A 12,753-nucleotide genomic window follows, 5' to 3' on the forward strand; every position below is an offset into this window, starting at 1 on the left:
TGATCAGAAGGCCAGCGTTCTGGATATCAGGTCATAGAGCGCTTTCGGGTTTTGTGTCTCTTTGATTTGGCGGACAAATTCATCGTTCATCAGCATGCGCGCAAGCGTGGAGAAGTATTTCATATGCTCGTTATCCTTCGCCGATTTGCTGATTGTCAGCATAAAGAGGGTATCGACCATCACGCCGCCCCAGGCTATCGGCTGCTTAAGCGTCGCGACGCTGACGGTCGAGTCGCCAATGGCGTCCGTTCGGGCATGGGGGATAGCAAATCCCGAGCCGACAACGGTGGGGAAAGGGACTTCGCGGGCCCAGATATCGTCGCACAGTATCTCCCGCGCGGTGGTGCGCTGGTGTAACCACAGGTTATCGACCATTATTTTGATTGCTTCGTTTTTATCGGCAGCGTCAATGCCCCACATAACCATCTCCGGCGACAGCAGCGGTTTCTTCACCGCGCCGACCGCAGACCTGCGCAGCTCGGTTTTGACCCGCTCGGCGTTTGGGCTCTGGAGAAGAACCCGCGCCAGCGTCTGACAATCGGCAAAGCTAAGCTCGCGCAGGGCCTGTTTTATCCCCGCAATCGCCGGACAGCTCATGCTCAATTCATCAAAGCCGAGGCCGATAAGGAGCGGGAGTATGCTCTCGTCAGCGGCCAGTTCGCCGCACAGGCCGATGGGTTTACCGAGGCGGTGGGCCTCGCCTGTCGCTAATTTGAGGGCGCGCAGAAGCGGCGGCGCATAGCTGTCAGAAACCCCCTTGAGCCGGCTATTACCCCGGTCAGCGGCGAAAAGATACTGCGCCAGATCGTTACTGCCCAGGCTGAAAAAGTCGACGTATTCGGCCATTTCCTCCATGGCGAATAGCACGGAGGGAACCTCCAGCATAATACCGAGCGCAATCCGCTCATCGAAGCCGCGCCCCTCGCGGCGCATCTCCTGCTTAACTGATTCCAGCACCTCCCGGCACCAGATCAGCTCTTCAACGCGCGCAATCATCGGCAGCAGGATTTTGGCTCTACCGACCGCGGACGCGGAGAGAATCGCCTTTAGCTGCAGGGCGAAAAGGTCACGATATTGCGGATAAGTTCGCACTGCGCGGAAACCGAGGAACGGGTTCTCTTCTTTACCGCAGTTAAGGTACCCGACGGGCTTGTCGCCGCCGATATCGAAGGTGCGAAAGGTCACCGATTTTCCGGCGGCCAGTCTGACCACCTGGCTATACAGCTCGTTCAGCTCTTCCCCGGACGGCGGCCGGTCGCGCTGCATAAATGCGGTCTCGGTTCGGTAGAGCCCGATATGCTCCGCGCCGCCGTCGATTGCCGCCTGTACTTCTGCAAGGCTGGAGATATTGGCGGCAATTTCGACACGATGTCCGTCGCTGGTCCGCGCCGGGGTTGCCGCGCTGGCGCGCATCAGCCGCTGCATTTTCTGCTGTATCGCGATTTCATGGCGGTAATAGCGCAGGATTTTCTCATCCGGATCGGTTATTAAAATGCCCGGATCGCCATCGATGATGACCTGCCGATCGGCATCAAGTTTGAGGGCCGAAAAATCGATATCCGTCAGTGCCGGAATGCCTAATGAGCGGGCCAGAATCGCCGTGTGCGACGTTTTTCCGGTAGTCGACATGACCAGGCCTGCAAGCTGGGTTCTGTCGAGGGCCAGAAACTGGTCGGGGGTCAGCGTGCTGGCGAAGACGATCGTCGGCGCATTCAGCGTAAGCGGCTGCTGCGCCAGAGCCTGCTCGCCATACATGATGCGGATTAGCTGGCTGGCGATATCAAGGATATCCAGCGTTCGCTCCCGCAGATAGTGGCTTGATGAGCGCTCAAGTACGCGACAAAAATCGAGTGCCGCCTGCACGATCGCGGACCAGGCATTCATCTTGTCATTAAGATAACCGATCGCATTATTCTGAAAAGCAATGTCGCTGATGAGCGAATGCTGAGCCTCGATAAGATCGTGCTCAACGCCCTGGGTTTGCCCGAGGGCGATTTCTTTTTCGGCGCCTAATCCCTCGAGCCCCGTAATCAGACGCGCCTTTTCGCTCTCCAGGTCCTCAATACGGCCGGGATTGCGCGCGGCGAGCTCGCTGAACGTAAGGCTTTGCATGAACAGCGTTTTGGCGATCGCCGCGCCTTTATTAATACGGGTTCCCTGGATCACCCGCGGGTTTAGCTCCCGCAGGCAGCGGGGAAGGTAGCCGTGTAGGGAGACGGGAGCTGACGCAATGCTAAACGCAGGAAGGCGGGCCAGTAGCGCGCGCAGCTCAGATGCGGTCTGCTGTTCATCATTACCGCTAAGCACGATACGGCACTCATCGTTTAGCAACGTATCGGTGGCAACCAACGAGAGGGCGCTTTTCGCATTGGCCTGTAGGCCGGTACGGATATTCTCCCAGCTTACAGCGGCCTGAAACAGGTTGCATAAGCGCGCGATATATCCTGCGGGCCTGGCGTGAATACCTTCGTTAAGATCGCATGTATAAGTAACTATCACCGCCATTTCGGCTCCTGCGCGCTGTTGTACATCGATATTCGCGGTCTAAGCTCGCTATCTTTCCTCGTTCTCCAGGGTGATGAAATAGTAAAAAAGTCACCTTTACTTAAAAATAGTGACCTGATTGTGATTTTGTGACTTTTGTCATGTTTATGCTGACGCGTTTTTTTATTACCTTTTTGATTTAAAAAATATTTTTACTTTTTTCTTTCATGACCAGTTTGCTATGTCGGTCACAAATTTTAAGCTTAAGGCGCTAGCAGCCGGCGGTAACAGCGAAATTACCGCCGAGGATCATTGCGCGCATGAATATTGTGCTGCTCGACAACCCGGCGGGCATTATATTTGCGCTCAGGTAAACGTAAGGACTATTTTGCGAAACGGCTTAGCTTAATATTTTCTTAATATTCCGGCAGGGTAACGCTTATCGCCGCACGGATTCCGCTCGCCATTTATTTAGTTAAATTCCGTCAGCATCACAAAAGCCAGAAAAAAACCGCCCCCAGCGTTGCAAGGCGCGAACGCCTCGCTATATGTTAAATTTGTGTTTAATAAATGATGCCTAAGGGTTGGTTTTATGTATAAGAAAATTGGTGGGTTAGTGGTTTCACTGACGACGGTCTTCTCTGGCTCCGTTTTGGCGGAACTACCTCAAGGCTACCCGGCTGAATATCAAAAAGTGGTTGATGGCGGGACGAAAGAGGGCAAAGTTGTCATCTATTCAACGACGGACACCAAAGCGGCGGGTCCGCTAATTAAAGGATTTGAGGCGCAGTACCCCGGAATTAAAGTTGAATATAACGATATGAACAGCACCGAGCTGTATAACCGCTACATCAGCGAGCAGGCGGCGGGCGGCGGCAGCGGGGACGTGGTCTGGAGCTCATCGATGGATACGGCGCTGAAGCTTGCCACCGATTACGCCGAAGAGTACGCCTCGCCCGAGCTGAGCAAGCTGCCAAAATGGGCGGTCTGGCAGCAGAAAGCCTACGGCACCACCTATGAACCGGTGGTCTTTATCTACAATAAGCGGCTGATCCCGCAGGGCGACGTCCCGGATTCTCATACCGCGCTGGCGAAGCTGATTGCCGGCCAGGCCGACAAATTCAAAGCTAAAGTTACCACCTACGATATCGAAAAATCCGGCCTGGGCTTTATGCTGGCCGTGCAGGACAGCAAGGCTGACGCCAGCTATTTCAGCGACCTGGCCGGAATGGCCAAAGGCGGCCTGACCGTGCAATCTTCTACCGGCACCATGATGGAGCGCGTCTCCTCGGGTGAAAACCTGATTGGCTTTAATATTCTGGGCTCATACGCCGAAGCGCGCGCCAAAACCGATCCCTCCCTCGGCATCGCCTATCCCAAAGACTATGTGCTGGTCCTTTCCCGCGTCTCGTTTATTACCGCCGACGCCGGGCATCCTAACGCCGCTAAGCTGTGGTTCGACTACGTGCTGTCCGAAAAAGGGCAGAGCATTCTCGCCAGCCAGGCCGATATTCCCTCAATTCGCAATGATATCGAAGGCAAAAATGATATCGACGGTATGACTAAAATGCTGGGCAACGCGCTGAAGCCGATTCCGGTGGATGAAACCCTGCTGGAATATCTGGAACCGAAAAAACGTCTGGAATTTATCAAACAGTGGCGTACCGCGGCGGCAAAATAATCCTCCCGAGGCGCGACATCCTCCGATGCCGCGCCCGTTAATACCCGGCAGGTTCTCTTTAAACGCCTGACCAAAGGGATCGCATATGAACGTATTACGCCGAAAATGGCAGGGGCTGCCGCGCGGTATTGTGGTACTGATCGCGGCATTAGTTATCTATGTCCCGCTGTTATTTATTGTGGTGCAGAGCTTTCTCTCGGCGCCTTTTTTTGCGCGGTCGAAAGCGTTCAGCTTCGAAGCCTTCGAATTTATATTTACCGATCCTGATTTTTATCTGGCGCTGAAGTCGGGCTTTATTCTGGCGTTCGGCCTGGTGGCGATCGCGATCCCGCTCGGCGGGATCCTCGCGTTTCTGATGGTCCGCACCGATTTACCCGGGCGGCGCTTTATTGAACCCCTGATCCTGGTGCCCGTTTTCGTCTCGCCGATGGTGCTGGCCTTTGGCTACGTGGTGGCCGCTGGGCCGGTTGGCTTCTTCTCGCAGTGGGCCGAGCGGCTGCTGGGCTTTGTGCCGTGGAATATCTACTCGATGTTCAGCATCGTGGCGATCGCCGGATTAACCCACGTCCCGCACGCCTACCTGTACATCTCGTCCGCCCTGCGCAGCGTCGGCTCCGACGTCGAGGAGGCGGCCCGGACGGTAGGCGCGTCGCCGCTGCAGGTTATGACCTCCGTCAGCCTGCCGATGGTGCGGCCCTCGATCCTCTACGCCTGCGTACTGCTGTTTTTCCTCGGTCTGGAAGTGTTCGGCCTGATGCTGGTACTCGGCGACCCCGAAGGCAATATGGTGCTAGCGACCTATCTCTATAAGCTGACCAATAAGCTTGGAACCCCTTCATACCACCTGATGGCGGCGGTGGCGGTGGTGCTTATTTGCATCACCATCCCGCTGGTGATGCTGCAGCGTCGGCTGATGCGCACCGCCAGTCGGTTTGTCACCATGAAAGGTAAAGCCTCCCAGGCGCGCGCGCTGCCGCTGGGCAAGTGGCGCTGGGTTGCCGGGGTGGTGGTGGTGCTGTGGCTGACGGTGACCATCGGCGTTCCGCTGCTTGGCGTGGCGATGCGGGCGTTTATTTCGAACTGGGGCGTCGGCGTTTCGCTGTGGGACGAGCTGTCGCTGGCGACCTTCCGCAATATCTGGCAGCAGCCGAACCTGCTGCGGGCCATCGTCAACTCGATGGCGATCGGCATTTTTGGCGGCGCGCTGGCGGTCGTTTGCTATCTGTTTGTCGGGATCGCCATGCACCGTAAGCCGGACAACGTGACGCGCTTTCTCGACTACAGCGTGCTGGTGCCGCGCGCGGTGCCGGGCCTGCTGGCGGGGCTGGCGTTCCTGTGGGTGTTTCTGTTCCTGCCGATGTGGCTGGATCAGTCGCTGAAAAACGGCTGGCTCTCGGCGCTGCCGATGGCCGACTGGCTGCGCGAACATCTTATTGCGCAGCTGCGCGCGCTGCGCAATACCATTTTCAGCGTCTGGCTGGCCTATACCGTGGTATGGATGGCCTACGGGCTGCGCCTGATCTCCTCGACGCTGCTGCAGGTTGCGCCGGAGCTTGAGGAGGCGGCCCGCAGCACCGGCGCCTCCCGCGGGCAGGTTACCCGCCACGTCACGGTTCCGCTGTCGCGCTACGGCCTGATCGGTTCGTGGCTGCTGATGTTTCTGATCTTCGAGCGCGAATACTCCACCGGGGTGTACCTGCTTTCGCCGGGAACGGAAACGATCGGCTCGATGCTGGTCTCGCTGTGGGCGGCGGGAGCGATTGATATCGTCGCCGCGCTCTCGTTTATCAATATCCTGCTGGTGGTCGTCGGGCTGGGTATCGCCCTGCGCTTTGGAGTGAAATTACATGATTGAGCTATCTGTAGAAAACCTGCATCTCACCTATGGCGACAACCCGGTCCTGAAAGGGGTATCGATGGAGCTCAGTCGGGGGGAAGTGGTTTCCCTGCTCGGGCCCTCCGGCAGCGGGAAAACGACCCTGCTACGCGCCGTCGCCGGGCTGGAAAAGCCTACCGCCGGGCGTATTACCATTGGTAAAACCACGGTCTACGACGGCAATCCGCGCAGCGAAATCCCCGCCGAGGAGCGCAATCTGGGGCTGGTGTTTCAGTCCTACGCGCTGTGGCCGCATAAGAGCGTATTTGAAAACGTCGCCTATCCGCTGAAGCTGCGCAAGGTCGCCCGCGGCGAAATCGCCCAGCGGGTGCAGGCCGTTCTCGACCAGCTCGGTCTGGGACATCTCGGCAATCGCCATCCCCATCAGCTTTCCGGCGGCCAGCAGCAGCGCGTGGCGATTGGCCGGGCGCTGGTCTATAACCCGCCGGTTATCCTGCTCGACGAGCCGCTGTCGAACCTCGATGCCAAGCTGCGCGAAGAGGCGAGGGTCTTTCTGCGCGAGCTGATTATCAATCTCGGACTCTCGGCGCTGATGGTGACTCACGATCAGAATGAGGCGATGGCGATTTCCGACCGGATCCTGCTGCTGAACAACGGGGTGATTGAGCAGCAGGGCACGCCGCAGGAGATGTACGGCAACCCGACGACGCTGTTTGCCGCCGAGTTTATGGGCAGCAATAACCGCCTGCGCGGTAAAATCACGGCGCTGGAAAGCGGCCGGGCGCGCATTGAGGGAGCCAGCTGGGCGCTGTGGGGCATGGCGGGAGAGGGGGTTAGCATCGGCGAGGAGGCGACGGCGGTGATCCGCGTTGAGCGCCTGCGCCTCGGCTCCTCGCCGGAAGACAACATGCTTGAGCTGCCGCTGCTGACCAGCATGTATCTTGGCGACCGCTGGGAATATCTGTTCCGCACCCGCGGCGATGACTTTGCCATTCGCGTCTACGGCTCAACGCTGCGCGACGCGGAGCATTGCCATATCACGCTTCCCGCCAGCGACCTGTGGATCTTCCCGACGCCTTAGGCCGCCGGCATAAAACAGGGCGAAGTGAGGGCTGCCTCCGCCCGCAAACGAAATATGGCCGGGGGCATGGGGTCATAAATATCGTTCGGGGAAAATTAGACTGGAGCTATCTCTATTGCGGGAGCACAACAGGGACGTACGCGGTAGGCTGCAGGAACGGGCGGGCACCCGCGCGTGAGGTCAGGTCAAAAAAAAGCCCCTGCGCTGCGGCAGGGGCAAATCATGTCAGAGCTTAATATTATTAGTTGAATACCGCGATTAGTTGAATACCATGCCGCCGTCGATCAGCAGCGATTGCCCGGTCATATAGTCCGAATCCGGGCCGGCGAGGAACGACACGCAGGCCGCGACGTCTTCGGGCTCCGACAGGCGGCCGAGGGTGATACGTTTGGCAAACTCAGCCGTGCCGTAACCCAGCGGTTTACCCGCCGCTTCCGATACCTGACGGTCAATTTCCGCCCACATTGGCGTCTTGACGATCCCCGGGCAGTAGCCGTTAACGGTGATGCCCAGCGGCGCCAGGTCGCGGGCTGCGGTTTGCGTCAGGCCGCGAACGGCGAATTTACTCGAACTGTAGATGGCCAGCTCCGGGTTGCCGACGTGGCCGGCCTGGGAGCAGGCGTTAACGATTTTCCCGCCGTGCCCCTCTTTTTTGAATGCCTCAACCGCCGCCTGAATCCCCCAGATGACGCCCTTAACGTTGATGTTATAGACCCTGTCAATGGTTTCCTCGGTGATTGACTCGATCGGCGTTGACGGGGCGATACCGGCGTTGTTGACGATAACGTCGAACCCGCCCAGGGCTTTACGCGCCTGCTCAACGGCGGCGAAAACCTGCTCGCGACGGGAGACGTCTACCTTAACGGCCACCGCGCGGCCGCCGGCCTGGTTGATTTCAGCGGCCACCGCTTTGGCCGTGGCCTCGTTGTAATCGGCGATAGCCACGGCAAATCCATCCTTCACGAGGCGCAGCGCGATAGCTTTACCGATGCCCTGACCGGCGCCGGTGACAAGTGCGACTTTTTCCATTTTTATTTCCTTATTGTAGTGACTCACAGTATTTGGCTGAGATGGAGCTGGCCCATCAGCAGGGGGTTATCGCGGTAATCGACCGGAATGGCGACCACCGCCGGGCCATCGACATCCATCGCGGCGCGCAGCGTCGGCTCCAGCGCGTCGGCGCTCTCTACCGAGAACCCTTTGGCCCCGAACGCTTCGGCGTAGACTTTGAAATCTACCGGGCCGAACTCCACGCCGGAGAGGCGCTGATATTTTTTCTGTTCCTGGATCGCCACCATGTTGTAGCCGTTATCGACCCAGATGATGTGCAGAATATTGGCGTGCAGCCGCACGGCGGTCTCCAGCTCCATGCTCGACTGCAGGAAGCCGCCATCGCCGGAAACGGATACCACCTTGCGCTGCGGATTGACCAGCCATGCGCCAATCGCCCACGGCAGAGCGACGCCCATCGTTTGCTGGCCGTTGGAGATCATCACCTGGCGGGCGCGGAAGCTGTACAGGTAGCGGGCAATCCAGATATGGAAACTGCCCATATCGACGGTTAACGTGACGTCGCTGTTGACGATATCCTGCATCGCCCGCACGATGCGCAGCGGATGGAGCGCGAACTGATTCAGCTGCGCCCCGCGGCGGTCAAGCAGCTCCCGTTGACGCTGGCGGTCGGCGAGGATTTCCGCCGCCTGCGGGGTTAACACCAGCCGATGCTCAATGCGCTGGCTCAGCTTCTCCAGGGTGCCGGCGATGTCGCCCACCAGCTCGATATCCGGCACGTAATTCCGCTCTTCGTAGGCCGGCAGCACGTCGATATGCACCAGCGTTGCCGTGCCGTTATTCCACATGGCCGGCTCGTACTCGACCGGGCTATAGCCGATGCAGATGATCAGATCCGCCTGGCGCAGCAGGCGATCGCCCGCCTGGTTATTAAACAGGCCCACCCGGCCGGCGAAGCGGGTGAAGTTATCCTGATTCACCGCCCCGGCGGCCTGATAGGTGCTGGTGACCGGAATATGGCTTTTTTCCAGCAGGCGGTGCAGGGCGCGGCTGCTTTCCGGCTGGCTGGCCATCAGCCCCAGCAGAAAGATGGGGTTCTTCGCCGCGGCGATGGCCTGCGCCACGCCGTCGACGGCGTCATCCGGCGCGGCACCCATTTGCGGCGCTTTGCTGGCGGGCAGCGTACTGCCGCGGGTGGGGCCGTCGACGATATCCTGCGGCAGGCTGACAAAAGCGCTCCCCGGGCGTCCCTGCTCGGCGGCGCGGAAGGCGTTGGAGACCACTTCTGCCAGCGCGTCGGCGGCGGTCACTTCGACGGAATATTTGGTGACCGGGCTGAACATGGCCACGGTGTCCATGCTCTGGTGGACCAGCTTGGCCTTATCCGCCCGCTTAACCGCACCGCCCAGCGCCACCACCGGGTCGCCTTCGCTATTGGCGGTGGCCATGCCGGTTATCAGGTTTGAGCAGCCGGGGCCGGAGGTCACCAGCGCGACGCCCGCTTTACCGGTAATACGCCCCACCGCCGCGGCCATAAAGGCGGCGTTGGCTTCGTGGCGTACCGGGATAATGCGGATTGAGGAGTCGAGGAGGGAATCAAACACCTTGTCGATTTTGGCGCCGGGGATACCGAAGACCTGGCGTACTCCCTGGGCCTCAAGCTGGCTGACTATCATGTCGGCACCGTGGGCCCACTGGCGTTCGTGACGCGGTTTGTCCATCTGAAGCTCCTTAGTTTTCTACCGCACGAATGGCGGCATCGAGATTGTCAGGATGCAGGTCGGCCTGCAGGAAAGCGCTGTCGGCCGGGAGGTCAATCATCAGCTTGTGGATCTCGCCGAAGGTCAGCACGCCGCTATCGAGCTGGTAATCCAGCAGATGGCCGCCGCCCTGACGATCGTCGGTTATAAAGTGCTCGTGGTAGCCGGCAACGTTGAGACCCTGCATATGCTGCGGGGTGCGAAAGCCGACCAGCGTGCCCTGGCGCTGGTTAAAGCGAAAAACCGGCTGGTCATCCAGCACGTCGGTCATCGCCCGATAGGGCGGCGTCTGCCGCGGCACGGTGCGGGTATGGGCGTGGCGGAAGTGGCCATCAATATGCAGGGCGCAGAACAGGTTATCGGAGGGGATCTGCCGGTTGATAATATCGTGCAGCTGCTGGCGGCTGACCGGGTGGTCAAAGGTTTTTCGGTACTGCGGCCTGAACCAGGTCATCACCGCGAACGGCGTTTTTTGATCCGCCCGGGCTTTACGCGCGCTGCCGTCGGCGCGCAGCTGATAGACTTCGCTGCTAAAGGCGATAAGTTCGCCGTCGAGTTCGTTAAAGGTCCCGAGGCCGAAGTCGCCGTGGGTGAGCAGGTCGGCGATGGTGGTACTGCCCTCGTAGACCCCGCTCAGGAGCGCGCTCATCAGAGAGGTCTGATAGATCACGCTATCGGGGTGGTGGGCAGAGAAGCCGCGTATGGTTTCGCACAGGCTCTCTTCGCAGGAGCATTCAGGATAATGATTCACAATCCACTTCCTCGTTCAACAAATATAAGAAAGATTAAATAAATGTTGACCCGATTCAGCTCTCAGTTCCAATATAGAAACCATGCTGGTTTGAGACGTTTTCGATATGGAACTTCGTTATTTACGCTATTTTGTCGCCGTGGCCGAGGCGCGGAACTTCACCCGGGCGGCCCACGAACTTGGGATTTCTCAGCCGCCATTAAGTCAGCAAATTCAGCGCCTTGAGCGCGAAGTGGGGACGCCGCTGCTGCGTCGTTTGACGCGAGGCGTTGAGCTGACGGAAGCCGGGGAGTCGTTCTACGTCGACGCGCGTCAGATCCTCGCCTTAAGCGATGCGGCGTTGGAAAAAACCAAGGGGATTGCGCGGGGCGTCAACGGCAGCCTGGTGCCGGGCATTACCAGTTCAGCTGCTTTTCATGCGCAGATCTTCACTTTGCTGTACCAGTTTCAGCAGCGCTATCCGTCGGTGGCGCTGCGCCAGGTCGAAGGTAATATGGCGACCCTGATGAACGCGCTGGGTGAGGCGGAGCTGGATATCGCTTTTGTCCGCCTGCCGTGTGAAAGCAGCAAGGCGTTTAATTTGCGCATTATTGCCGAGGAGCCGATGGTTATCGCGCTTCACCGTTCGCACCCCTTGTCCGGGGAAACCGCGATCTCCCTGACACAGCTTACCGACACGGTGCCGATTATTTTCCCGCCGGAGGTGGCGCCGGGCCTCTACGAGCAGGTTTACGATAGCTGCCGGCATGCGGGGGTCGATCTGAGCCGCGCCAGGCAATCTTCACAGCTCTCTTCTTCTATTAGCATGGTGGACGCGGGGTTCGGCTTTGCGCTGGTGCCTCAGTCGATGACCTGTATTCGCCACCCCAACGTAACCTGGCATCCGCTGCTGGGGGAGTCGCTGAAGACGGATATCGCCATCGCGTGGCGGCGTTTTGAACGTTCGCGGACGGTAAAACGCTTTCTGGAGATGTTTTAAGCGGGTCGTCGGTCTGGCAGGTATAGACGTTTGCCGCCGTCGGCCCGCGTAGGCCGTTAACCCGACGAAACTCAACGCGAATACCGGGAGTCATGGGGGTGGACTCAGCGGAGGATAATGCGGAAATATGAACCTGAACGTCTTTACGACCATCGGAAGGGACGATGAGTCCTCTGCCGGTTTTATTATCAAAGCTTTTGACAATGCCTGTCATTTTTTGGAACAAATAAACTCCTGGTAAAAATAAAAAAGCGATAACGATACGTTATGCCAGGAAATAACCTGTGGATCTATTTAAAACCCGCCATAGTGCGGGTTTTCTATTTGCCGGTACGAGGTAAAAACCGATTGTTTGATTCGTCCCAATAATAAGAATTATCTAAATAACGGGGCGGGGAGCAATCAGCGTCTGGCATTTAGGGATTAGGCGGCGTTTCTGGGTGAAGTCTGGAAGAGTTTATGGCAGTAAGGGCAGATGAGCTGGGCGCCTTTTTGTACCCGGCTAAAGCTATGTTCTGATTCCTGGGAGCAATTAGGGCAGGAACATTTTACAAGGTAATTACGGCGGGTTTTCGAGTCTTTTCGATCTGACATATGATTTTTTCCTGATGTAATGGCCTGCAACCATACATCATTCTTCTATCAATAGCTCGAAATGATTTCGCCGTGGGAAAATAAACTCCTGATTGGTCAACGCTATTTTCGCGGCCTCACCAGGGGCGCGAGGACGATACGATAGCCGCGTCCTGCGCGCCCGCGGCAATTACCTGGCCGCCCAGCCGCCGTCCATATTCCACGGGCCCCGCGCACCCGGGCGGCGGTATCGCGCACAGGAATAGCGCCATTTATCCCGGCGGCTCCGGGGGGACGAACTCGCCGGAGGGCTGCTTTTCGGCCACCCGCCGCTCTCTGACCGGCGTCGGCGCCGGGTCCGTGCCTTGCGCGATACGTCGGTCGAACCGCTGCTGCACCAGCGGGTCAGCAGCGAGCCGGGGCATATCGCATTGCCGGTGATGCCGGTTCTGGCGGTTTCCAGCGCCAGGGTTTCCGTCAGGCCGATCGCCTCTCGCCCTGGACCGCTTCGGGGCGATTGTGCCCAAAGGCTCCCCCTTAGCCAGCAAAAGTCATCTCTTGTGGCGGGCGCTGCCGCACGGGCTGAAGGGTTTTTT

General features: G+C 58.5%; 9 protein-coding genes and 2 pseudogenes. 4 read left to right on the plus strand and 7 right to left on the minus strand.

The window, feature by feature from the left end; genetic code table 11:
- Nucleotides 1–3: 3 nt before the first annotated feature.
- A complete protein-coding gene (ptsP, locus tag GO007_RS17985; protein ID WP_095102202.1) occupies nt 4–2,505 on the minus strand; it encodes a phosphoenolpyruvate--protein phosphotransferase in 2,502 nt (833 codons plus the stop codon).
- Nucleotides 2,506–3,076: 571 nt separating this feature from the next.
- Here ptsP and GO007_RS17990 point away from each other — a divergent pair.
- The 3 genes from GO007_RS17990 (at nt 3,077) to GO007_RS18000 (ending at nt 7,083) form a co-directional block, all read left to right on the plus strand.
- Nucleotides 3,077–4,165: an ABC transporter substrate-binding protein gene (locus GO007_RS17990; RefSeq protein ID WP_095102204.1), complete on the plus strand. Its 1,089-nt coding sequence runs from the start codon at nt 3,077–3,079 to the stop codon at nt 4,163–4,165.
- An 85-nt stretch (nt 4,166–4,250) separates the two neighbouring features.
- Nucleotides 4,251–6,020, plus strand: a complete 1,770-nt coding sequence (locus GO007_RS17995) for an ABC transporter permease (RefSeq protein ID WP_095102206.1) — start codon at nt 4,251–4,253, stop codon at nt 6,018–6,020.
- Nucleotides 6,013–7,083: an ABC transporter ATP-binding protein gene (locus tag GO007_RS18000; RefSeq protein ID WP_095102208.1), complete on the plus strand. Its 1,071-nt coding sequence runs from the start codon at nt 6,013–6,015 to the stop codon at nt 7,081–7,083. The genes GO007_RS17995 and GO007_RS18000 overlap by 8 nt, the downstream gene beginning before the upstream one ends.
- 258 nt (nt 7,084–7,341) lie before the next feature.
- Here GO007_RS18000 and GO007_RS18005 read toward each other — a convergent pair whose 3' ends face one another.
- From GO007_RS18005 to budA, 3 genes are read right to left on the minus strand one after another with little or no spacing between them, the layout of a single operon-like run.
- Entirely contained in the window at nt 7,342–8,112 is a 771-nt protein-coding gene (locus GO007_RS18005; RefSeq protein WP_095102210.1) for a (S)-acetoin forming diacetyl reductase, read from the minus strand.
- A gap of 23 nt (nt 8,113–8,135) precedes the next feature.
- A complete protein-coding gene (alsS, locus tag GO007_RS18010; protein WP_095102212.1) occupies nt 8,136–9,815 on the minus strand; it encodes an acetolactate synthase AlsS in 1,680 nt (559 codons plus the stop codon).
- Between the two features lie 10 nt (nt 9,816–9,825).
- Nucleotides 9,826–10,605 (minus strand): acetolactate decarboxylase, encoded by a 780-nt coding sequence (budA, locus tag GO007_RS18015; protein ID WP_095102214.1) that lies wholly within the window; start codon nt 10,603–10,605, stop codon nt 9,826–9,828.
- Nucleotides 10,606–10,711: 106 nt separating this feature from the next.
- Between budA and GO007_RS18020 the strand changes: the two genes are divergently transcribed.
- Nucleotides 10,712–11,584: a LysR family transcriptional regulator gene (locus GO007_RS18020; RefSeq protein WP_095102216.1), complete on the plus strand. Its 873-nt coding sequence runs from the start codon at nt 10,712–10,714 to the stop codon at nt 11,582–11,584.
- 16 nt (nt 11,585–11,600) lie between these two features.
- On the opposite strand, the pseudogene cspF reads toward GO007_RS18020, so the two are convergent.
- The 3 genes and pseudogenes from cspF to GO007_RS29205 form a co-directional block, all read right to left on the minus strand.
- Nucleotides 11,601–11,810, minus strand: a pseudogene (gene cspF / locus GO007_RS18025) (cold shock-like protein CspF); the annotation flags it as partial.
- Nucleotides 11,811–12,007: 197 nt separating this feature from the next.
- Nucleotides 12,008–12,178 (minus strand): YnfU family zinc-binding protein, encoded by a 171-nt coding sequence (locus tag GO007_RS29200; RefSeq protein ID WP_223261794.1) that lies wholly within the window; start codon nt 12,176–12,178, stop codon nt 12,008–12,010.
- Between the two features lie 169 nt (nt 12,179–12,347).
- Nucleotides 12,348–12,644: pseudogene (locus tag GO007_RS29205) on the minus strand (SDR family oxidoreductase); the annotation flags it as partial.
- Nucleotides 12,645–12,753: the final 109 nt, after the last annotated feature.

It is taken from the genome of Klebsiella sp. 10-1, assembly GCF_009758445.1.
GTDB classification, from domain to species: domain Bacteria; phylum Pseudomonadota; class Gammaproteobacteria; order Enterobacterales; family Enterobacteriaceae; genus Klebsiella; species Klebsiella scottii.